At 66.4% G+C, this 22,049-nt stretch carries 18 protein-coding genes; 6 read left to right on the top strand and 12 right to left on the bottom strand.

Features of this window, described 5'->3' with window-relative positions; translation table 11 throughout:
- Positions 1-108 precede the first annotated feature (108 nt).
- The 3 genes from ACTZWT_RS20705 to ACTZWT_RS20695 all read right to left on the bottom strand — a co-directional run bounded on the left by ACTZWT_RS20705 (position 109) and on the right by ACTZWT_RS20695 (position 4,007).
- The gene (locus ACTZWT_RS20705; RefSeq protein WP_444771566.1) at positions 109-1,296 is read right to left on the bottom strand and encodes a pyridoxal-phosphate-dependent aminotransferase family protein; all 1,188 of its coding nucleotides are present in this window, start codon (positions 1,294-1,296) and stop codon (positions 109-111) included.
- Positions 1,297-1,384: 88 nt separating this feature from the next.
- The gene (locus ACTZWT_RS20700) at positions 1,385-2,113 is read right to left on the bottom strand and encodes a thermonuclease family protein (RefSeq protein ID WP_444771565.1); all 729 of its coding nucleotides are present in this window, start codon (positions 2,111-2,113) and stop codon (positions 1,385-1,387) included.
- A 154-nt stretch (positions 2,114-2,267) separates the two neighbouring features.
- Positions 2,268-4,007 carry a hypothetical protein gene (locus tag ACTZWT_RS20695; RefSeq protein ID WP_444771564.1) on the bottom strand — a complete coding sequence of 580 codons (1,740 nt, stop codon included), beginning with the start codon at positions 4,005-4,007 and terminating at the stop codon, positions 2,268-2,270.
- A gap of 500 nt (positions 4,008-4,507) precedes the next feature.
- Between ACTZWT_RS20695 and ACTZWT_RS20690 the strand changes: the two genes are divergently transcribed.
- Positions 4,508-5,383, top strand: a complete 876-nt coding sequence (locus tag ACTZWT_RS20690; RefSeq protein WP_444771563.1) for a caspase family protein — start codon at positions 4,508-4,510, stop codon at positions 5,381-5,383.
- 92 nt (positions 5,384-5,475) lie between these two features.
- On the opposite strand, the gene ACTZWT_RS20685 is transcribed toward ACTZWT_RS20690, so the two are convergent.
- Both ACTZWT_RS20685 and ACTZWT_RS20680 read right to left on the bottom strand, forming a co-directional pair.
- Positions 5,476-6,234, bottom strand: coding sequence for a carbonic anhydrase (locus ACTZWT_RS20685; RefSeq protein ID WP_444771562.1), 759 nt, complete (start codon positions 6,232-6,234; stop codon positions 5,476-5,478).
- Between the two features lie 87 nt (positions 6,235-6,321).
- Complete coding sequence (locus tag ACTZWT_RS20680; protein WP_444771561.1) at positions 6,322-6,954, bottom strand: S24 family peptidase; 633 nt, start codon at positions 6,952-6,954, stop codon at positions 6,322-6,324.
- A 330-nt stretch (positions 6,955-7,284) separates the two neighbouring features.
- On the opposite strand from ACTZWT_RS20680, the gene ACTZWT_RS20675 reads away from it, so the two are divergent.
- On the top strand, positions 7,285-7,629 hold the full coding sequence (locus tag ACTZWT_RS20675; RefSeq protein ID WP_444771560.1) for a DUF952 domain-containing protein: 345 nt from the start codon (positions 7,285-7,287) through the stop codon (positions 7,627-7,629).
- Positions 7,626-8,720, top strand: a complete 1,095-nt coding sequence (locus ACTZWT_RS20670) for a quinone-dependent dihydroorotate dehydrogenase (protein ID WP_444771559.1) — start codon at positions 7,626-7,628, stop codon at positions 8,718-8,720. Before ACTZWT_RS20675 ends, ACTZWT_RS20670 begins: the two co-directional genes overlap by 4 nt.
- Before the next feature lie 151 nt (positions 8,721-8,871).
- On the opposite strand, the gene ACTZWT_RS20665 is transcribed toward ACTZWT_RS20670, so the two are convergent.
- From ACTZWT_RS20665 to ACTZWT_RS20635, 7 genes are all read right to left on the bottom strand, one after another.
- Positions 8,872-9,606: an MBL fold metallo-hydrolase gene (locus ACTZWT_RS20665; protein WP_444771558.1), complete on the bottom strand. Its 735-nt coding sequence runs from the start codon at positions 9,604-9,606 to the stop codon at positions 8,872-8,874.
- Positions 9,607-9,842: 236 nt separating this feature from the next.
- Positions 9,843-10,547, bottom strand: a complete 705-nt coding sequence (locus ACTZWT_RS20660; protein WP_444771557.1) for a carbonic anhydrase — start codon at positions 10,545-10,547, stop codon at positions 9,843-9,845.
- A gap of 128 nt (positions 10,548-10,675) precedes the next feature.
- A complete protein-coding gene (locus tag ACTZWT_RS20655; protein WP_444771556.1) occupies positions 10,676-11,947 on the bottom strand; it encodes an MATE family efflux transporter in 1,272 nt (423 codons plus the stop codon).
- A 75-nt stretch (positions 11,948-12,022) separates the two neighbouring features.
- Positions 12,023-12,325: a DUF6460 domain-containing protein gene (locus tag ACTZWT_RS20650; RefSeq protein ID WP_444771555.1), complete on the bottom strand. Its 303-nt coding sequence runs from the start codon at positions 12,323-12,325 to the stop codon at positions 12,023-12,025.
- 71 nt (positions 12,326-12,396) lie between these two features.
- Positions 12,397-14,238 (bottom strand): ATP-dependent DNA ligase, encoded by a 1,842-nt coding sequence (locus ACTZWT_RS20645; protein ID WP_444771554.1) that lies wholly within the window; start codon positions 14,236-14,238, stop codon positions 12,397-12,399.
- Positions 14,235-15,275, bottom strand: coding sequence for a ligase-associated DNA damage response exonuclease (locus tag ACTZWT_RS20640; RefSeq protein ID WP_444771730.1), 1,041 nt, complete (start codon positions 15,273-15,275; stop codon positions 14,235-14,237). Before ACTZWT_RS20640 ends, ACTZWT_RS20645 begins: the two co-directional genes overlap by 4 nt.
- A 156-nt stretch (positions 15,276-15,431) precedes the next feature.
- Positions 15,432-16,787, bottom strand: a complete 1,356-nt coding sequence (locus tag ACTZWT_RS20635; RefSeq protein WP_444771553.1) for an outer membrane protein — start codon at positions 16,785-16,787, stop codon at positions 15,432-15,434.
- 357 nt (positions 16,788-17,144) lie between these two features.
- Between ACTZWT_RS20635 and ACTZWT_RS20630 the strand changes: the two genes are divergently transcribed.
- The 3 genes from ACTZWT_RS20630 (at position 17,145) to pdeM (ending at position 21,965) form a co-directional block, all read left to right on the top strand.
- Positions 17,145-18,365 (top strand): ABC transporter substrate-binding protein, encoded by a 1,221-nt coding sequence (locus tag ACTZWT_RS20630; RefSeq protein WP_444771552.1) that lies wholly within the window; start codon positions 17,145-17,147, stop codon positions 18,363-18,365.
- Between the two features lie 99 nt (positions 18,366-18,464).
- Positions 18,465-21,161, top strand: coding sequence for a ligase-associated DNA damage response DEXH box helicase (locus ACTZWT_RS20625; protein ID WP_444771551.1), 2,697 nt, complete (start codon positions 18,465-18,467; stop codon positions 21,159-21,161).
- A 111-nt stretch (positions 21,162-21,272) separates the two neighbouring features.
- Complete coding sequence (gene pdeM / locus ACTZWT_RS20620) at positions 21,273-21,965, top strand: ligase-associated DNA damage response endonuclease PdeM (protein WP_444771729.1); 693 nt, start codon at positions 21,273-21,275, stop codon at positions 21,963-21,965.
- Positions 21,966-22,049: the final 84 nt, after the last annotated feature.

The raw sequence follows: 22,049 nt of genomic DNA, 5'->3' as shown, positions 1-22,049 counted from the left end.
ATTCCGGGGCGCTCGCGCAAGCGAGCGAACCCGGAATCTGACGCGTGCAGAGCATCTCGGGATTCCGGAGTCACGAGCTTAGCTCAGCCCCGGAATGACGTTGGAAAACTAAGCCGGCACGCTCTCCGCCAGATAGCCGATCGCCGCGGCGACGCCGCCGTTGCCGTGCGGGATGTCGAGCGCGGTCAGCGCCATTTCGATGACGCCGAGCGTGCCCAGCATCATCGGTGCGTTGATGTGGCCCATATGGGCGATGCGGAAGGCTCGGTCCTGCAGTTCGCCGATGCCGACGCCGAGCACGACGCCGCATTTGTCCTTGCAGTAGCGATGCAGCGCGAAGAGGTCGTGGCCTTCGGCGGCGCGAACGGTGGTGACCGTGTCGGCGCGCTCGCGCGGATCCTCGATGTTGAAGCTGAACACCTGGCCCTCGGACCACACCGCGACGGCGCGGCGTACCGCTTCCGCCAGCAGCTGGTGGCGGATGAAGGTGTTCTCGAGCGATTCCTCGAACAGCATGTCGAGCGCCTTGCGCAGCGCGAACAGCAGATGCACCGGCGCGGTGCCGGCGTATTTCTGATAGTGCTCCGGCCCGTCGCGCTGGGTCCAGTCCCAATACGGCGTGCGCAGGCCGGCGGTCTGGTGTGCTGCGCGGGCGCGGTCGCCGACCGCGACGAAGCCGAGCCCGGGCGGCGACATCAGGCCCTTCTGTGAACTGGACATCGCGACGTCGATGCCCCAGCCGTCCATCTCGAACGGCATGCAGCCGAGCGAGGCGACGGCGTCGACCATGAACAGCGCCGGATGATTGGCGGCCTTGATCGCGCGCCCGATCGCTTCGAGATCGTTGTAGGCGCTCGATGCGGTGTCGACCTGCACCACCAGGATCGCCTTGATGCTGTGATCCTTGTCCCGGAGTAGTCGCTCCTCGACCTCATCGGGCCTGACCGCACGGCGCCAGTCGCCCTTCAGCACTTCGACCTCGCAGCCCATCGCCTGCGCGGCGTTGCCCCAGCCCAGCGCGAAGCGGCCACTCTCCAGCACCAGCACCTTGTCGCCGCGCGACAGCACGTTGCTGATCACCGCTTCCCAGGCGCCGTGGCCGTTGGCGATGTAGATGTAGGACTTGCCTTGCGTTGCAAACAGCCGGCTGAGGTCGCTCAGCAGGCTGTCGCTGAGGTCCACCATCGCCTTCGAATAGATGTCGAGCGCCGGGCGATGCATCGCCTGCAGCACTTCGTCGGGCATATTGGTGGGTCCGGGAATTGCCAGAAATTCCCGCCCGGCGCTGACGGCCATGATGCTGTCCTCTGGGAGATTGAAACGCGGCGGAACCTTGCCGCTGTGCGCGTTCGAATTCAAGCGGCCGGGGCGCGAGCAGCCCGGGTCAGCGTCGCGTCTCCCGGCAGCCGGCGGCGACGGCGTCCTCGACCGAGCAGAACCAGCGCGTGCCCTTGCTGATCTTCATCTGGATCTTCGCATACCAGCGGCTGGTCGGCTTGTGGTAGATGCATTCACCCGAGGTGTTGACGTTGCCCTTGATGGTGCAGTCGGGCGACGGCGCGACTGGGCCGGAGGCCGAAGCGAGCAGGATGCGCCGCGCATTCTTCGGCGGCCGGGTGGCGCCGAGAACCGCCGTCTTGCTGTTGCGCACGCGCCAGTCCCACGGCGCGATGAAGGCGCCCTGCCATAGTCCGGCGCGCGCCGCTCGCGCCAGCTTCTCGTCGGCGTCATAGGTGTGAGCGACACGGACGTAAGACAGCGCCCAGCCGTTCTTCACCATCCATTGCTGGATGTCCTCGCCGGCGACCTCGCATCTGGCGACCGAGAGACCGTTCTTTTCCGTGCGCGTGACACGGCAGGTCCAGCTCTTGCCGGCGACATGGGCCGCGAGCGCATCGCGCGCGGCGATACCGCAGCTCCAGCGTTCCCCTTTGGGATTGAGGCAGAGCTGGTCAATCGAGGGCGCGTCGATGCCCGCGAGCCGGATGCGGGCGCTGCCGATCCCGACATGGTCGCCGTCGCGGATCTTCGGCACACCAGTGATATCGGCCGCCTGCGCCGTCACCGGCAGCAGCAGAATGAGCGAAAGCGGAAGCAGGAGAATCTTCAGCATGCGTTGGCCATCTCGGTCGGAGCCCGGGCGAAGGGACGCAGGCGCACCTGATCCGTTTGCAGCAAGGTCCGCCGATTGTGATGGTTATTTGACGGCCCGGCCAGCGCAACGCGCAGACAACGGTTCAACTCGACGCGAGAGCCCGATGGCTCCCTCAACCGCGTTGCCGGCGCTGCAGGATCGCCTTGCGCGCGAGCGCCAGGCCCATCAGCACGAAGGCCGACGTGACTTCCGGGCCGCCGACCAGGATGCGGGTCGGCGTCTTCATCTTGTTCCATTCATAGGCTTTGAACGGGCCGCGCCGGCCGCCTTCGCCGAGATGGTTGAGGACGCAGTGCAGCGCCGGCGTAAAATGCACGAGCTCGCCGCCCAGATGGCCGAGCGCGATCAGCGCCAGTGCGGCGTCGAATACGTTCATCTCCTTCGCCACCAGCTCGTCCTGGACATAAGCCAGCACGCGCTCGCGGATGAATTCGAACACGCCGTCCGGATCGATTGCCCGCCTCGCCCCCTCGTCGAGGGCGCGGAAGGCGGCGTAGCAGCGGCCGAAATAGGCGCAATACAGTTCTGGCAGATAGTAGACGTGCGATTTCGGGTCGGCGAAGGCGCCGCTCGCCACCAGCCGCCGCTGGAAATCGACGATCCGCCGCACCGTCTCGAGGCGCGACGGCGTCTCGACGATGGCCCAGCGTGCGCAATTGCGGAAGCTGACTTCGAGCACGTCGAGATTGAGCGTCGGATCGAGGTCGTTGCCGAACGGCCGCTCGCCGGAGAGGCTGTCGATCCAGGTGACGATGCCGCCTTCATAGTCGACGGTGTCGTTCAGCGGCACGGTGACCAGCGGTTCGTTGGCGCCGGCACGCACCTGATAGCTTGCGTAGAAATCGATCAGTGGTTGATCGAGGATCGGATCGGTGGAATTGGCCTGAGTCGCGGCCGAGATCGCGCAGGCGGTGGTGTCGCAGTCGGGCACGTAGACGCCGAAGCCGAGATTCTGCTTGATCTGCGTGAAGAAGCGGCTGAAGCGCGGATGCGGCGGCGGTGCCAGCGCTGTGATCACGTCGAAGCTTTCGCCCTCGACCGACCGGACGCGCTCGCGGCTGGTCCTGATGCAGAACTCGACCATGTCGGCGACGATCCGCCGCGCGGTCCGGACGTCTTCCGGCGTGCCCAGCCCGGTCTCGATGTAGCTCAGCAGCGCTTCGATGTAGAAGGCGTCGTAATAGGCCGAGCGATGCCGGATCTGCACCGGCGCCCAGATCGGCTCGGCGATGCCGTGCCATGGCGGGTTGATCAATCCCGCCGCGGGTGACCGGGCGATGAACGGCCGCGCCAGATTGAACAGCAGCGTCGAATTCTTGTAGCTGCGCGCATTCAGCCCGGTGAGCGCCGCGAGAAATTCACGGCTGCCGAAATCCGGGTCGCCGATCAGGTTGAAAGCCGCGTAGGTCGGAATGAAGCCGTTGTGCTCCCACGACCGCAGCAGATGGTCGCTGGTCGCCCGGACTGCGCTGTCGATGTCGGCGAGCCGGGGCATTTGCGCCGGCGCGATGTGGGTGCGCGGGCGCGGATGCTGCAACTCGACGCTGTCGAGGAGTTCGGCGATCGGGCGGCCGATCGCGGCCCAGTCCGGGTCGGCATCGTCGCGCGCCGCGATCAACGCGTCGCGGATGGCGCGGAACCGCACCGGGTCGTTCAGTTCCGGCAAGCCGGCCTTTCGCAGCAGCGGCCGCAGCGCCGGATTGCCGAGGGCGGTCCGGTAGAATTTGGCGATGTGCGGATCGCCGTGCTTGCGACCGAGGAATACCGGGTCGCACAGGTCGTAGAGCGATGGCGCCTGTTTGCGGGCGGTCAGCGCGCGGTACGCCGCGCCGGCCATATTCAACATATCCATGCTCTCGTCCCGCAGTTCAGAAACCGTCAAGCCCTTGAGAAGTCGCACGGATCGGACCGATTGACAAATCGTCCCGGCTGCCGGCCGGGCTGACCCGGCCCGGTTGCGGTGCGGGTGCCACATCGGCTGAACGGCAGAGCCAGTTCCGACGACTAACCCTGCGTCCCAGGACCGATCATGCGCAAGGCTGACGCCCCTTTGTCGCTCAAGACGAAGCTGGTTCGCAAGGTTAGCGCCCCAGCACAAAGTCACGCCGCGCAATATTGGCTGCAGAAAGGTGATGGGTTCCAAGCAACCCTTGGTCTAGGAAGAGCGATGCCTTCGGGTTATACGGTCGCCCGTGGGCGGGGGTTGCCCGAAAGCCTTGGAACAGCTAATTCTTTGTTATGGTGCGGTGCCGCAAATTGATCGTAATTTTCCCGCACTGAATTGGCTCATCCTTCACAGACGGACGAATGTCTCCGGCGCGAACGATGTCGCGCGGACAAGGAAGACTGACGATGAGGTTTCGCGTACCCGGCCTGTCGCGCCGCTCGATGACGACCATCGCCGCTTTGATCGGTGTGGTGTCGGTGGCGATCGGCGCGCATGCCGCGCTCAACAAGCGTGTCGGCGATCCGCAGAGCGGCAAGGATGTCACCCGGATCGACGGCTCCGGCCCGGCCGCGTTGCGTTTTGCTTTGGTGATCGGCAACGGCCGATATCCCGATGCGGCGCAGCCGATGGTGCAGCCGATCAACGACGCCCGCGCGCTCAGCGGCGCGCTGCGTCGCGAGGGCTTCGATGTCGACATGATCGAGGATGCCAATCGCAACGACATGCTGCAGGCGGTCGAGCGGATGAAGTCCCGGGTCACAAGCGATTCGACCGTTGTGCTGTTCTTCGGCGGTTACGGCATCCAGTCTGGTCGCGAGAGCTACATGATCCCGGTCGACGCCCGGATCTGGAACGAGGCCGACGTCCGCCGCAGTGGAATCAGTATCGAAGCCGTGCTCGGCACGATGCAGGAGCGAGGCGTCCATGCCAAGCTGGCGATTGTCGACGCCTCCCGCCGCAATCCCTATGAGCGCCGCTTCCGCGCCTATTCGCATGGCCTCGCGCCGATCAACGCGCCCGCCAATGCGCTGGTGCTGTCGTCGTCGACGCCCGGCAAGGTCGCCGAGGACGGCGACGGCCAGAACAGCATCCTCGTCGGCGCGCTGCTCGGCTCGATCTCGTCGCGCATCGTCAGTGCCGAAGCCGCTTTCACCAAGGCCCGGCTCGCGGTGACGCGCGCCACCAATGGCGCGCAGGTGCCGTCGCTGTCGTCGTCGCTGGTCGACGACGTGACGCTGGCGCCGGTCACCGCTGACGCCACGCCGGCCTCCGGCGGCTAGCTGGACCGCGCCGCATTGCGATTGCAAAAGGGGACCCGAGGCACGATCGCATCGGGTCCTTTTTTCGTATAGCGAGACGATTTCGCGGCGACTCAGATCGATTGCAGCACGAAGCGGCGGTTGTCCTTCTGCACCGGTCGCGCATTCATCGGATACAGCTTGGCGAAGGCGGCGATGTCGTCGGCCGCCACGGTGATCGGACTGGCCAGTACCATCCAGTCGACGATCTCCGAGCAAGGCGGGGTCGTCAGCGAGCCTTCGTAGCGATAGTAGGTCCGCTGCTCCGGCAGCAATGCATTCGGGTCGATCGCCGGGTCGGCCTTGACGGCCGGCCCCTCGCTGGTCGGCATCGTCGCGACGATCTTGCTGAAGGTCGCGTTCGCCTTGCCGGGCTGCATCAGCACGCCGACCACGCCCAGCGTTCCGGAAGCCGTGCGATGGACGAAATGTACTTCCATCGGGAAGTTCTTGCCGTCGATCAGGTGTTCGCTGGGGTGATGAAAGTGAAACTGCACCAGCTTGAAGGTTACGCCGCCGAGCTTCAGCGTGCTGCCGTCGGCGACGTTGAGCTGGATAGTGTGGCCGTTGTTGACGATGCTGTCGGCCTTGCCGGCCCAGCGGATCTCGATCGGGTACAGATTGGCGCTGACCGTCGCGCCGATATCGATCGGCGATTGCTGCACGCCGATGCTGCAGAACTGGTTGGCCGGATCGAGTTCGCCCCATTTCCCCGGTCCGCCGTCGCCGTCATAGCCCCAATGATGCGTGCCTTCGCCGGCGGCGCCGGCACTGGCGCAGAGCGGACAAAGGGCGAGGCCTGCAAAGGCCTTGAGGATAGCGCGGCGGTCCATCGGTAGGTGCTCCGGAATTGGGGATGGGGCTACCATCCGCCACTCCGGGAACTTTGTGAATCCGACGAAAAGCTACCCCGGGAGCGGTTACTGGCTGGCCCAGACGATACGCGCGATCCACTCGACTTCGGCCGGCGCCAGCATCCGGTCGGGGTGGCTGGGATTGAGCGAAGCCAGCTCCAGGATCTTGGTGGTGCGTCGCTTCAGCTCCTTCACCATCACCTCGCCGCCGGTGGTCTTGACCACCACGCGGTCGCCGCGCCGGATTGCGGTACCGGGCGACACCACGATGATGTCGCCGTCGCGATAGGCGGGCTTCATCGATTCACCGGAGATCTCCAGCGCATAAGCGTGCTCGTCATTGATCGACGGAAGGCCGATTTCGTCCCATCCCTTGCCGGCCGGAAACCCGCCATCGTCAAAGAAGCCGCCGGCGCCGGCCTGGGCGAGGCCGAGCAGCGGCACGGACTGCACCACCCGCGGCCGGTCGGTGATGAGCTGCACGAAGGTGTCGATCGCGGTATTGGTGGCGGCGAGCGCCTTCGCCACCGATTCGGTCGAGGGCCAGCGTTCGCGGCCATCATTTGTGATCCGCTTGGACTTGTTGAAGGTGGTCGGATCGAGTCCGGACTTCTTGGCGAGTCCGGATGGAGACAGGCCCGAGCGCTCGGCCAATCGGTCGAGCGCGGTCCAGATCTGGTCGTGCGTCAGCATTTGCATCGCGGCCATCCCCCTGGCGAAGCCCGGCGCGGCCGGGCGGCAGAAAAAGCTTGACAACTAGGAATTATTACCTCAACGCGCGGCGTTCTGCAATCCCGTCCAGCGACAAAAACGCGACGCTTGCAGTGCATCGAGGCCACCGATACGGTCGACGCAAGCCCGGACGATTTCCAGGCAACCGAACGCGCGCCGGTCCGCTCTGGGGGATCCGGTTTCAGCGATCAGGACGTGCGCAAATTATTGTTTCCGCGGATGTTGTTTCGGTTGTCGGGCGGTCGCGGGTTGCACGACCGATCCGCTACACACCAGCCGCAACGGGAATCCGGGCCTTTGCGCACGATTTACAAGATCTGTGACGCCTCGGCGTGGCGCGAGGCCGAGCAGGCCGGCGTCTACCGTGGCAGCGCCGACGACAGCCGCGATGGCTTCATCCATTTCTCCACTGCGGAGCAATTGGCGGAGACACTCGCCAGGCACTATGCCGGCAAGACTGGTCTCGAGCTGATCGCGGTCAATGCGGACAGGCTGGGGCCGGCGCTGCGCTGGGAGCCGTCGCGCGGCGGCGAGCTGTTTCCGCATCTCTACGGCGAACTCGATCTCGGCGCCGTCACCGGCATCCGCAAGATCGCAACCCGCGCCGACGGCAGCCACGATCTGGCGGAGGTCGCGCCGTGATCCGCGCCTTCGACGCCTTCTCGCTCCCGCTGCTGCGTCTGCTCGATGCCGAAGACGCCCACCGCCTCGCCATCCAGGGGTTGCGGCTGCTGCCGCAGGTGAAGCCGCGCCCGGACGATTCCAAGCTCGCGGTGCGCGCCTTCGGGCTGAACTTCCCCAATCCGGTCGGCATCGCCGCCGGTTTCGACAAGAATGCCGAAGCGCCGGATGCGTTGCTGCGGCTCGGCTTCGGCTTCGTCGAGATCGGCACCGTGACGCCGAAGCCGCAGGCCGGCAATCCGCGGCCGCGGCTGTTCCGGCTGGAGCGTGACGAGGCCGTCATCAACCGGATGGGCTTCAACAACGACGGCGCCGAGGTGGTGCTGCGGCGGCTGGCGGCGCGGGCGCAGCAGGGCGGCATCCTCGGCGTCAATGTCGGCGCCAACAAGGATAGTCCGGATCGCGTCGCGGACTATGTGTCGCTGATCGAGACCTTCGCGCCGGTGGCGAGCTATTTCACCGTCAACGTGTCGTCGCCGAATACGCCGGGCCTGCGCAATCTGCAGCAGGCTGCGGCCCTTGACGATCTGCTGGCGCGGGTGATCGAGGCCCGCGAGCGGGTGCGTGCCAGCGCCGGCGACACCCCGGTGCTGCTGAAGATCGCACCCGATCTCACGCTCAGCGAACTCGACGATGTGGTGCACATCGCCCGCTCGCGCCGGGTCGACGGCATGATCGTCGCCAACACCACGCTATCGCGTTCGCCGATGCTGCGGGAGCGGACACGGATGAACGAGCAGGGCGGCCTCAGCGGACGGCCGCTGTTCCGGCTGTCGACCCGGATGGTGGCGGAGACCTATGTCCGCGCCGAGGGCGCCTTCCCGCTGATCGGCGTCGGCGGCATCGATTCCGGCGGCGCAGCGCTGACCAAGATCCGCGCCGGCGCCAGCCTGGTGCAGCTCTATTCGGCGCTGATCTACAAGGGCCTCGGCCTCGTCGACAGCATCAAGGCCGATCTCGCCTCGACGCTGCTGCGCACCGGGCGGGATTCGCTGTCGGAAATCGTCGGCGCGGACGCGCCGACCATCACCGCCGAAGAGTGGCCGGTGTAACGCCGACCACGCAGTGTCATTCCGGGATGCGCGCATCAGCGCGCAGACCCGGAATCTCGAAGAGTTTGTCATCTCTGGATTCCGGGTTCGCGAGCTGACGCTCGCGCCCCGGAATGACGTGCCTTTTGCCGGAAGGACGGCGCGCCGCGATCTACAACTCGACGATCAGCCCGTCGCTAGCGCCCTGGTGCGACACGCCGTCCAGCTTGTGTAGCACCTCGTCACCCATGTGGGTGAGGATCAGCCGTTTCGGGTTGATCTCGGGCAGGTGGGTCTCCAGCGCCTTCAGGCTGAGATGATTCTTCACAGCGCGGTCGTAGGTATAGGCCTCGCAGACGAACAGGTCGGCGTCGTGTGCGGCGTCGACCAGCGTGTCGGTCCATTGGGTGTCGCCGCTATAGGCCAGCGTGCGGCCCTCTGCCTCGATCCGGTAGGCATAGAACGGCCCGCCGGAATCGCCGTGTACCACCGGAAACGGCGTCGCCGTCACCGCGCCGAAGGTCCGCGGTGCCGCCGGCTCGAGCGCAACCACCTGCAGGTCGAACGTCGGATCAGTGGCCGAGGAATGTTCGAACAGCGCTTCCATCAACCGCGTCAGGCGGATGTCGATGCCGGGCGGACCGGCGATCACCAGCGGCCGCTTGCGCTTGGCGAATTTCGCATCGAGCAGCAGAAACGGCAGGCCGCCGAAATGGTCGCCGTGAAAATGGGTGATCAGGACCAGGTCGAGCGCATCGCGCGAAATGCCGTAGCGCTTCAGCGCGGGCAGCGACGTCGCGCCGCAGTCGATCAGGAAATTGACGCTCTCGCCCGAGACGTGGAAGCAGGTATTGAGCCGGCCGCCGGAGCCGAGCGCATCGCCACAGCCGACAAATCGCAGTTGCATCGCGGATCCCTCGGCCGGGCGGTTTCCAAGCCAAGGCACCTCTACGCCGAGGCGAGGGTGAGCGGAAGCCCAACCATCGCCGGATTGCCCGCGCCCCGATGTCGCGTTGAACGACGCGAGGCCGGTGAAAGCACAACAGCCACCGCGATCCGGCTGCCACGCCGGCCGCAACAATCGGATCGCCACAGAGGCCGGACCGGCCGGACGTGGAGCCTGCGACGTGGCGGTCGCCGAAGTTACACCAGCGTGACCTTGCCGCTGGCCAGATCATAAACGCCGCCGACCACCTTCAGTTTGCCGGCCGATACCATGTCCGCCAGGATCGGCTTCGACTGTTGCAGTTGCTGGGCATTGCTGCGGACATTCGCGATCACCGCCCGCTGCGGCAGGTCGTCGCCGGCCTGCTTGAGGGTGGGCTCGATCCCGGGCTTCATGGCGCGCACCAGATCGCCGATGTGACCGGGCAGGTCGTTGCCTTTCTGCAGCGCGCCGATGGTGGCGTTCACCGCGCCGCAATTGCTGTGCCCGAGCACCATGATCACCTTGGTGCCGAGCACCGCGGCGCCGTATTCGAGACTGGCGAGGCCGTCCTGCGTGACGAAATTGCCGGCGACGCGGACGACGAACAGGCTGCCCGGCCCCTGATCGAACGCCAGCTCCGGTGCGATCCGGGAATCGGCGCAGCCCAGGATCGCGGCGAATGGCGATTGGCCCTGCGAACGCGCGACCCGGCCGGAGGAGAAGTCCCGCTCCCGGAGCTGATTGCCGACATAGCGGGCATTGCCCTGCATCAGCTTGTCGAGCGCCGCATCCGGCGTTTCGCTCGGGCTGGTGGCCTGCGCATGGGCGGCCAGCGGCAACGAGGCCGCGGCGAGTAGTCCGATCCCGCCTCGAAACAGGGTCCGGCGCGACAATCCGAGTTCAGGGCAGGCATTGCACATTCCAGCTCTCCTTTGTGATCCTCGGAGCGATGGTATTTCGAGAACTCCGATCTCGCGAAGGGCGTTTTTTCAGAATTCGCGCGGTCGTGAAGATCGGCCTAAGGCGAAGCAGTCAGCTTGAGGAAAATTCAGCCGACCGCTGCCGGCGAGAACGAGGCACGCAGCATTGCCGGATAGCGCAGCGCCTGCAGCCCGCCGCGCCAGACGTAGTGCGACAGAAGGGCGATCCACAACCCGGTGTTGCCGAACGGGCGCAGCGCCAGCCACGCGACGAAGAACAGCACCAGCGACAGCAGCATCAGGTTGCGCATTTCGCGCGCCCAGGTGGCGCCGATGAACACGCCGTCATAGGCGAAGGCGAACACGCCGAGCACCGGCGCCAGCGTCACCAGCCAGAGATAGTCGCGGGCGGCGCGGCGCAGTTCGGCGTTCGACGTCATCACGTCGATCAGCAGCGGGCCGGCGAGCGCGTAGCTCGCGCTCACCACCAGCGCGAAGCCGAAGCCCCACAGGATCACCAGCCGCGTCGCAGCGACGAAGCCGTCGCGGTCGCGAGCGCCGAGCGTCCTGCCGCAGAGCTGCTCGGCGGCGTTGGCGAGGCCGTCGAGGAAGAACGCACTGACCATCAGGAAATTGTTGAGCACCGAGTTTGTCGCAAGCACCAGATCGCCGTCGCGGGCGCCCTGCGCGGTGAAGAACAGGAACACGGCGATCAGCGCCGCGGTGCGGATCATGATGTCGCGATTGACGGCGAACATCCGCCTGAGGCGGCCCGGATCGAACAGCATCGCCCGCGGCGCGCGCGGAATGCCGCGTCCGAGCCATCCGGCGATTCCGAGTCCGATCAGCAGGCCGCAGCCTTCCGCGATCACTGCCGCCGTCGCCGCGCCCGCGATGCCGAAGTCGAACCACAGCACCAGGGCGATCGTCGCTGCGATATTGACGAGGTTGATTGCGACCTGCACCCACAGCGCGAGCGTTGCGCGCGCCTGTCCGACCAGCCAGCCGAGCACGGCGAAATTCGCCAGCACCAGCGGCGCCGACCAGATCCGGATGGTGAAGTAGGTCTTCGCCGCGGCGCTGACGCCGTCGCTGCCGCCCATCGCGCCGATCAGTGCGGCGGCCAGGGGGTCTTTCAGGACGATCAGCAGCATGCCGACTGCAGCCGCGACGATCAGTCCGCGGTACAGATGCGCGGGCACCTCGCGGGTCTGGCCTGCGCCGAGCGCCTGCGCCGTGAATGCGAGCGTGCTCATCCGCAGGAAGCCGAACAGCCAGAACAGGCAGTCGAAGATCACCGATGTCATCGCCACGCCGCCGAGCATGGTGGCGTCGCCGAGTCGTCCGATCACCGCGGTGGCGACCACGCCGAGCAGCGGCGTGGTCAGATTGGCGACCATCGCCGGACCGGCAATGGCGAATACCTGTCGCGAGGTGACGGAAGAGGCGGGAGGCAAAACTCCGATCCGCGCGGATTATCTCCCGCGCGGCGCGCCGAACAGGCGCGACAGCAGCCAGATCGGAATCACGATGACGGCGCCGAGCAGGAAGTAGCGCCACATGCCGCTGATCGCGTCGAAGCCGAGATCCCAGATCCGCTGAAACAGCAGCCGGATGCTGACCAGGATGTTCCACGGATCGAGACCGATCGCCGCCAGCACCACGCCGACCAGGATCGACATCAGCACGAGCCGCAACAGCACCGCCAGCGGCGAGCCGCCGAAGAAGCGGGTCAGGCCGTCGTCGGTCGCGGGCAGGTCGCGGGGATCGTTTCGCATCGCTGATGTCCTTGCGCGGTCAGGCCGCATGTTAGTCGGTGAAACGCAGATGGGAAACAGGTTCGATCGCGTCAATGCCCGCCAGCGGCCCGGGCCGCCGGAATTGCGGCGTCGGCCTTCAGCATCCGCTCCAGCGTCGACAGCCGGTCGGCTTCGCGCGGTGGCTTGTCCCAGCGCAGCCGGCTGATTCGCGGAAACCGCATCGCCACCCCGGACTTGTGCCGCGGCGAGCGCTGCAGTCCCTCGAACGCGACCTCCAGCACCAGCCCCTGGTCGGGTTCGTGCACGACATGGCGGACCGGGCCGAACTTCTCGGTGGTGTTGCGGCGGACGAAACGGTCGATCTGCAGCAGCTCTTCATCGGTGAAGCCGAAATACGCCTTGCCGACCGGGACGAGCCGGTCGCCGCCATCGCCCTCTGTCCAGACCCCGAAAGTGTAGTCCGAGTAGTAGGACGAGCGCTTGCCGTGGCCGCGCTGGGCATACATCAGCACGGCGTCGATGACGTGCGGGTCGTGTTTCCATTTCCACCACTGGCCTTTCGGCCGGCCCGGCAGATACGGCGCGTCCCGCCGCTTCAGCATCACGCCCTCGACCGCGTCGGCGTCGAGACCGGCGCCGGCGCTGGCCGGATCGCGCCGCGCTGCGCGCAGACCGTCCCAATCGGCGAACGCGACCGTCGGCGACAGATCGATCTTCGGGTCATCGAGCCGGGCGATGAACGCCTCCAGCCGAGCGCGCCGCGCGGCGAAGGGCAGCGTGCGCAGATCGTCGTCGCCGTCGCCGAGCAGGTCGTAAGCGCGCAGATGGATCGGATACCCCTTCGTCAGCTTCGGCGTCACCGATTTGCGGTTGAGCCGTTGCTGCAGCACGTTGAACGACTGCACGCGCTCGTCGCGCAACACCAGCAATTCGCCGTCGATCGCGCCCGCAAGGCGAAGCGACGGCAGCAGGTCGGGAAAGCTCATGGTGATGTCTTCGCCGCTGCGCGAATACAGCCGCGCCTTGATGTCGCCCTGCTCGTCGCGGCCGCTCACCGCCTGGACGCGGATGCCGTCCCACTTCCATTCGGCGATGTAGTCGGCGGGATTCATTCCGGCGAAGTCGGTGTCGTCGACGGCATGCGCCAGCATCACCGGGCGGAACGGCGCCGGGTCGCGATTGACCGGCTGCGGGCCGCGGCCTTCCAGCCAGGCGAACAGATCGAGATAAGGCGCTTCCAGCCCGGGCCAGACGAGTTCGACGTCGTGCGGGTCCTTGTCGCCGAGCGCTGCGGCCGCAGTCTTGGCCAGCCGCGCCGAGACGCCGATCCGCAGACCGCCGGTGACCAGCTTCAGCAGTGCCCAGCGACCGGTCTCGTCGAGTTCGTCGAGCCAGCGCGCGAGCTGCGCCGGCAGCTCGGCCTTGCCGAGGCTATGCAGCGTGGTGACGATCTCGGTGAGGGTCGGAGGCGGCGGTTTGTTGTGGCCGGCGCTCGCTGCCGCGCTTGATGGTGAAGCATCGTCCTCTCCCGATGCACGGCGAGCCCCCTCTCCCGCTTGCGGGAGAGGGTTGGGGTGAGGGGGCGAGGATAGGCTTCCGTTGTCGACCCCCACCCCCGACCCCTCCCCGCAAGGGGTAGGGGGGAGGGCTGCTTTGCGGGGTGATGGCCACATCAGCGCCACGGTCTCCGATAGGTCGCCGACGTAATCATAGGACAGCCCGAACAGCACCGGATCGGTGCGTTCGGCTATCAGGGCCCGGATCATGCCGGGCTTGGCGTGGCGGAACGACAATGCGCCGGTCAGTGCGGCCAGCGCATAGCCGCGATCCGGGTCTTCGGTGGCGCGGAAGTAATTTGTGATCAGCCGCAGCTTGTTGTTGCGGCCGGGTTCATAAGCCAGACGGTCGAGCAGTTCGGCGAAACGGTTCATGCCTCGGCGGCCTCGTTCGCCGGCATTCCGGCATCGTCGTCCTCGTCGCCATAGCCGACCAGATCGAGCGGTCGCGCCGCCAGGCCTATGCTCTGGCACCAATGCACCAGCGCGTCCTCCTGGCCGTGGGTGACCCAGATCTCGCCGGCGCCGGTCGCTTTGATGATCGCGGTCAGGCCGTCCCAGTCGGCGTGATCGGAGATCACCAGCGGCAGCTCGACGCCGCGCTGCCGGGCGCGGGCGCGGACCCGCATCCAGCCCGAGGCGAAGGCGGTGAGCGGATCGGGGAAGCGCCGCGTCCACAGGTCCGAGGTCGCGGACGGCGGCGCCAGCGTGATGGTGCCGGCGAGCTCGGCCTTCTTCACGCCCCTGACCGGCCGCAGCTCGCCGAGCGGCACGCCGCGCCGGGCATAATAGTGCGTGATCTTCTCCATCGCGCCGTGCAGATAGATCGGCGCATCAAAGCTGGCCTCGCGGATCAGCGCGATCACCCGCTGCGCCTTGCCGAGCGAGTACGCGCCGACCAGATGCGCGCGCTCCGGAAACAGCGCCACCGACGCCAGCAGCTTGCGCACCTCGTCGGCGGCGTCGGGATGGCGAAACACCGGGAGCCCGAACGTCGCCTCGGTGATGAACACATCGCAGGGCACGATCTCGAAAGGCGTGCAGGTCGGGTCGGGCGCGTCCTTGTAGTCGCCGGACGCAACGATCCGGATGCCGCCGCATGCGACCGCGATCTGCGCCGAGCCTAGCACATGGCCGGCGGGGTGAAACGTCACCGACGTCTCGCCGAGCCGGACGGTCTCGCCATAGCCGATCGCCTGCGTACTGCCGGCGAAATCGTCGCCGTAGCGCAGCCGCATCATGTCGAGGGTTTCCCGGGTGGCCAGCACCGCGCCATGGCCGGGGCGGGCGTGGTCGGAATGGCCGTGGGTGATCACGGCGCGATCGACCGGCCGCACCGGATCGATGTGGAACCCGCCCGGCTTGCAGCACAGGCCTTGGGCGGTCGGGATCAGGAGTTCGTGCGGGCGCATGGTCACAATATAGGCGGGCCCGACACGCAAACGAGCCCGGCCTGCGGGTTCCGTCGGCCCGTTATGCGGTTCGCCCGCCCGTTCTGCTGCATCAGCACAAACAAAAACCCCGGCCGCAAGGCCGGGGTTCGATGTCTTCGGTGCCGAATGGTCGGCTTAGTACCTCGCGACCACCGGCTGGTTGAAGTGATAGTTGATGCCGGTGCGGAGCATGTGGTTGGTGACCTTGCTGGTGCTCACGCCGACGCCGCCGGCGTAGATGTCGCTGGTGGAGCCGAGGTCGACATAGAGATATTCGGTCTTCGAGGTCCAGTTCGGGCCGAGCAGGCCGAACAGCTGGAACGGGGTCTCGACGCCGACGCCGACCGCATAGCCGCTGCGGGTGCGGTTGAAGGTCTCGTTGCTGACCGGGGTCACGATGTTGGTTTTGACGTTGCCGTAAGCGTAACCGCCGGTGGCGTACATCAGGGTCGAACCGATCGTGTAGCCGAGGCGGGCGCGGGCCGTGCCGAACCAGGGAAGCTTCTGGTTGTAGAGGATGTTCGAACCGAACACGCCGGCGTGGTCGTCCTTCTGGGTCGAGCCCTGGAAGTCGGCTTCGGCGCCGAACACCCAGTTCGCGGCCTGCCAGTTATAGCCGATCTGGCCGCCGCCGAAGTAGCCGTCGGGCGACAGATTGAAGTCTTCGTTGAGGCCGATGAGCGACGAGGTCGAGCGGTTGTGGGCGGTGGCGCCGCCGAAATTGCCGCCGAGATACAGGCCAGCCCAGTTCGCCGGGGGCGGGGTGATGTACATGCCGGTGCCGCCGATGCGGTAGTTCAGACCGACGCGGAAGATGTTCTCGCGATATTCGGTGCGCAGCGCCTGGGTGCCGAACACGTCGTTGCGGTTGCCGAGGTCGAGATAAAGATACTCGATCTTGCCGGTCCAGTTGCCGCCGATCGCCGCTTCGACACCGGAACCGATCGTCCAGCCGGTGCGGGTCTCGCTGAAGTTGAACGGCACCAGGCCCGGCTGCGTCACCGTGGTCTTGACGTCGGCTGCTGCGAAACCGCCGGTGACGTACCCGACCACCGGACCGCGCACCATACCGATGCGGCCGCGCACAGTGGTGAACCAGTCGAGCTTCTGATTGAAGTTCGACACGCCAAGGAGGCTGTTCAGGTTGGTATGGCCGTCGGTCATGCCGCTGCCCTGGATGTCGGCTTCGATGCCGATCAGCAGTGGGCCGAGGAAGGTGGTGTTGGACTGCCAGTTGAAGCCGACCTGTCCGCCGCCGATCACGCCATGGGGCGACAGGAAGGAGTTGTCGGCGACGCCGCCGGCCGGGAAAACGTGGCTCTGCAGGCCGCGGCCAAGGCCGACACCGACGTTTCCGCCGATGTAGAAGCCGGTCCAGTCATAGACGGCCGCGATCGGCGCCTTGAGGTAGGGGGCTTTGACGGCAAGATCGGCTGCCTGGGCGCTGACGGCTGAGCCAATGAGCGCCACACCGGCGAGAATCTTTTTCATGCATGGACCTTCCTGATAATTGTCCAATTCTTACCCCCGATGCCTGCGCCGGGCTGTACCCGTGCGGCCACACCCGGTGAAATTCGGTCGCGGCTGAAGCCGTAAACGATTGATTAACGGACGGAATCCGGGCGGGGCGGAAGTCGCCGAAGGCTGCGTCCACAGGTCGCTGTCAAAAGCCTGCAAATTTCGTCTGAATCTGCCGTTGTGCGGGAAATCCAGCCTGAATTATTGCGCGTCGAGGGTTGCGGTCCAAAGGTGTTCCGCACAGGATGACGCGCCGGAAAGAGCGATCCACGCCGCGGCAAACGAGAACCGGACGCGCCAGCGAACCGGCACACCAGGGGAGGAAACTTGATGAAACGACGCCCGAATTCCGTGTTTGCGCCGGCTGCCGCGTTGGCCGCCGTGATGCTGGCGGCCACGTCGGCTGCAGCGGCGGAGAAGAAGTACGATCCCGGCGCCAGCGACACCGAGATCAAGATCGGCCAGACCGTTCCGCATTCGGGCCCCGGCTCGCTCTACGGCGTGCTCGGCCGCGTCGGCGAAGCCTATTTCCAGATGCTGAACGACAAGGGCGGCATCAACGGCCGCAAGGTCAAGTTCCTGACTCTGGACGATTCCTATAGCGCGCCGAAGGCGGTCGAAGCCACCCGGCGTCTGGTCGAGCAGGAAGAGGTGCTGGCGCTTTACGGCTCGCTCGGCACCGCCCCGCAGACGGCGGTCCATAAATATCTCAACAACAAGAAGGTGCCGCAGCTGCTGCTGAACACCGGGGCGTCGAAGTGGAACAACCCCAAGGAATTCAAATATACGATGGCGGGTCTGCCGCTTTATCCCACCGAGGCGCGGATTCTCGCCAAATACGTGCTCAGCGTGAAGCCCGAGGCCAAGATCGCGATTCTCTACCAGAACGACGATTTCGGCCGTGACTTCCTCGGCCCGTTCAAGAAGGTTCTGGAAGACGCCGGCGGCAAGGCCAAGGTGATCGCCGAGGCGAGCTACGACCTGACCGAGCCGACGATCGATTCGCAGATGATCAATCTGTCGAAATCCGGCGCCGACGTGTTCTACAACATCACCACCGGCAAGGCGTCGTCGCAGTCGATCCGAAAGGTCGTCGAACTCGGCTGGAAGCCGCTGCAACTGCTGTCCGCCGGCTCGACCGGCCGTTCGATTCTCGAAGCCGCGGGCCTCGAAAACGCCAAGGGGATCGTCGCGATCGCCTACACCAAGGACATCGGATCGCCGAAATACGCCAGCGACCCCGACGTGATGGCGTTCGAGGAACTGCGCAAGAAGTACCTGCCGAACGTCACGCCGGACAATTCGATCGCGTTCTCCGGCTATGCGCAGGCCGCCGCAATGGCGGAGATTCTTCGCCGCTGCGGCGACGAGCTGACGCGTGAGAACGTCATCAAGCAGGCGTCGATGCTGGGCGGCTTCCGCGCGCCGCACATGCTGCCGGGCGTGAGCTACTCCTACAAGCCGGACGACTACACCTCGATCAAGACCCTCTACACGATGGAATTCAGCGGCAAGGACTGGATCGTGTCCGACAAGCCGGTCGCTGAATAAGTCCGGGTCAAATCGCATTGCAGCGCCCGCCTTTGGCGGGCGTTTGCTTTTTACGCGCACGGCCTCGACCCCGGCGACGCGAGTGCCTAGCTTCATCGTGTGACCCGCGCCGATTCCGAGTTTTCTCCCGATCCGTTGCCCGAACATTTCCGCCGCTGGTTCGCCGCGCGCGGCTGGACGCCGCGCGAGCATCAACTCGATCTGCTGGAAAAGGCACGCATGCAGCGCTCCGCGCTGCTGATCGCCCCGACCGGCGCCGGCAAGACGCTGGCCGGGTTCCTGCCGACGCTGGTGGAGCTGTCTTCTAACCTCTCCCCGCTTGCGGGGAGAGGTCGACCGGCCGGCGAAGCCGGTCGGTCGGGTGAGGGGGCTGATGAATGTCCACTTGGGGAAGCGACGGTGATCACCGAGACGCCCCCTCATCCGGCGCATCAGGCTGTGCCTGATGTGCCACCTTCTCCCCGCGCGCGGGGAGAAGGACTGATGCCGCGCCCAGGCGGCCTGCACACCCTCTACATCTCTCCCCTAAAAGCCCTTGCGGTCGATATCGCGCGCAATCTCGAAGCGCCGATTGCGCAGATGAATCTGCCGATCCGGGTCGAGACCCGCACCGGCGATACCCCGGTGTCGCGGCGGACGCGGCAGCGCAAGTACCCGCCCGACATCCTGCTGACCACGCCGGAGCAGCTCGCGCTGCTGCTCGCCTCCGACGACGCGCCGTATCTGTTCGGGTCGCTGCAGCGGATCGTGCTCGACGAGCTGCACGCGCTGGTCACCTCGAAGCGCGGCGATCTGCTGTCGCTCGGGCTGGCGCGACTGTGGCGGATCGCGCCGCAACTCCGCGCCACCGGGCTGTCGGCGACGGTCGCCGATCCCGACGAACTCGCGCGCTTCCTGGTGCCGCAGCCGGACAGCGGCCCGGTGTCGGCGGATATCGTCGTCGCCGGCGGCGCGGCGCAGCCGATCGTCGAGATGCTCGACACCAAGGAGCGGCTGCCCTGGGCCGGGCATTCGGCGCGTCACGCGCTGGCCGAGATCTACGACCTGATCAGGGGCAACAACACCACGCTGGTGTTCGTCAACACCCGCAGCCAGGCCGAGATGCTGTTCCAGGAACTCTGGCGCATGAACGACGACAACCTCGCGATCGCGCTGCATCACGGCTCGCTCGACGTCGCGCAGCGCCGCAAGGTCGAGGACGCGATGGCGGCCGGCCGGCTGCGCGGCGTGGTGTGTACCTCGTCGCTCGATCTCGGCATCGACTGGGGCGACATCGATCTCGTCGTCAATGTCGGCGCGCCGAAGGGCGCCTCGCGGCTGATGCAGCGGATCGGCCGCGCCAATCACCGCATCGACGAGGCGTCGCGTGCAGTGCTGGTGCCGGCCAACCGATTCGAAGTGCTGGAATGCGCCGCGGCGATCGCCGCCGTGGCTGAAAACGCGCAGGACACCCCGCCGCAGCGCAAGGGCGCGCTCGACGTGCTGGCGCAGCACATCCTCGGCTGCGCCTGCGGCGAGCCGTTCTTCGCGAACGACCTCTATGTCGAAGTGCGGAGCGCCGCGCCTTATGCCGATCTCACGCGCGCCGATTTCGACGACACGCTAGATTTCGTCGCCACCGGCGGCTACGCGCTGAAGAGCTACGAGCGCTTCGCCCGCATCAGGCAGGACAAGCAGGGCCGCTGGCGCGTCGCCAATCCGAAGGTGCGGCAGGCGTACCGGCTCAACGTCGGCACCATCGTCGAGGAGGCGATGCTGAAGGTGAAGCTGGTGCGCTCGGCAAAGTCGAAGGGGGGTGGCCACACCGGCGCGATCGCGCGTGGCGGCCGGATGCTCGGCCAGATCGAGGAGTACTTCATCGAAGGCCTGACGCCGGGCGACACCTTCGTGTTCGGCGGCGAGGTGGTGCGCTACGAGGCGCTGATGGAGTACCAGGTCTACGTCTCCCGCGCGCACGACAAGGACGCGCGGGTGCCTTCCTATATGGGCGGCAAGTTTCCGCTGTCGACCTATCTGGCCGAACGCGTCCGCGGTCTGCTCGCCGACAAGCGGAGCTGGACCGGCCTGCCGGATCAGGTTCGCGACTGGTTGGCGCTGCAGGCGAAGGCGTCGCGCGTGCCCGGCCGCAGCGAGCTTGTGGTCGAGACCTTTCCCCGCGCCGCCAAATACTATCTGGTCTGCTACCCGTTCGAAGGCAGGCTCGCGCATCAGACGCTCGGCATGCTGCTGACGCGGCGGCTGGAGCGCGCCCGCGCCCGGCCGCTCGGCTTCGTCGCCAATGAATACGCGCTGGCGGTGTGGGGCATCGGCGACATGTCGCAGATGATTCGGCAGGGCCGGCTCGATCTCGATGCGCTGTTCGATCCCGACATGCTCAGTGACGATCTCGAAGCCTGGCTCGCGGAATCGGCGCTGATGAAGCGCACGTTTCGTTACGCGGCGATCATCTCCGGGCTGATCGCGCGGCGTTTCGTCGGCGAAGAAAAGTCGCGGCGGCAGGTGCTGTTCTCGACCGACCTGGTCTACGACGTGCTCAACAGGCATCAGCCAGACCATGTGCTGCTGCGCGCCGCCCGCGCCGACGCCGCCACCGGCCTGCTCGATCTGCGCCGTCTCGGTGATATGCTGACGCGAATCAAGGGACGCATCGTCCACAAGGAACTCGACCGCGTCTCGCCGCTGGCGGTGCCGGTGATGCTGGAAATCGGCCGCGAAGCCGTGTACGGCGAGGCCTCCGACGAACTGCTCGCCGAGGCCGCCGAGGAACTGGTGCGCGAGGCGACGGAGCGTCGGTGACGCTTCCTACGGCGTCCCTGTCGCCGTCATGCCCGGGCTTGTCCCGCGCATTTACGATCTCTTACTCTCCCGGGTCCTACGTGGATGGCCGGGACAAGCACGGCCATGACGATGCTCTGCGACCCAGATCCGATCGAAGACGCCTCTCTGCCGATCGCCGGAGAGAGGTTTGTCGTGGATTTGTCAGGTGCGCTGTACTGGGAGTCCGAGCGGCTGCTCGTCGTCTCCGATCTGCATCTGGAGAAGGGCTCGAGCTACGCGATGCGCGGCGTGCTGCTGCCGCCTTACGACACCGTTGCCACGCTCGGCCGGCTCGGCGCTGTGGTCACGCGCTACAATCCGAAAACGGTGATTGCGCTCGGCGACAGTTTTCACGATCGCGACGCGCATGACCGGCTGTCTGACGCCAACCGCGATATTCTTTCGGCACTGCAGGTGGGGCGCGACTGGATCTGGATCGCCGGCAATCACGATCCGGCGCTGCCCGCCAATCTCGGCGGCTGCGTCGCCGGCGAGATCGCGCTCGGCGGCGTCGTCTTCCGGCACGAGCCGACCGGCGCCCATGGCGAGATCGCCGGCCACCTGCATCCCAAGGCACGCGTGAGCCGCCGTGGCCGCAGCGTCGAGCGGCGCTGCTTCGCCGGCGACGGCACGCGCGTGGTGATGCCGGCGTTCGGTGCCTATACCGGCGGCCTCAATATCCGCGACGCAGCCTTCGCAAAGCTGTTCGGCGGCGCCGCCTTCATGGCTCATGTGCTCGGCGACAACCGCCTCCACGCCATCGCATCGTCGCGCTGCTGCTAATCTGCACCGCCCCTCCCCGAGTCATTCCGGGGCGCTCGCAAAGCGAGCGAACCCGGAATCTCGACGGCTGCGACGCGCGGCTGA

The organism is Rhodopseudomonas sp. NSM, assembly GCF_052445935.1.
GTDB lineage: Bacteria > Pseudomonadota > Alphaproteobacteria > Rhizobiales > Xanthobacteraceae > Rhodopseudomonas.
This window is presented reverse-complemented; position numbering and strand designations above follow the sequence as displayed.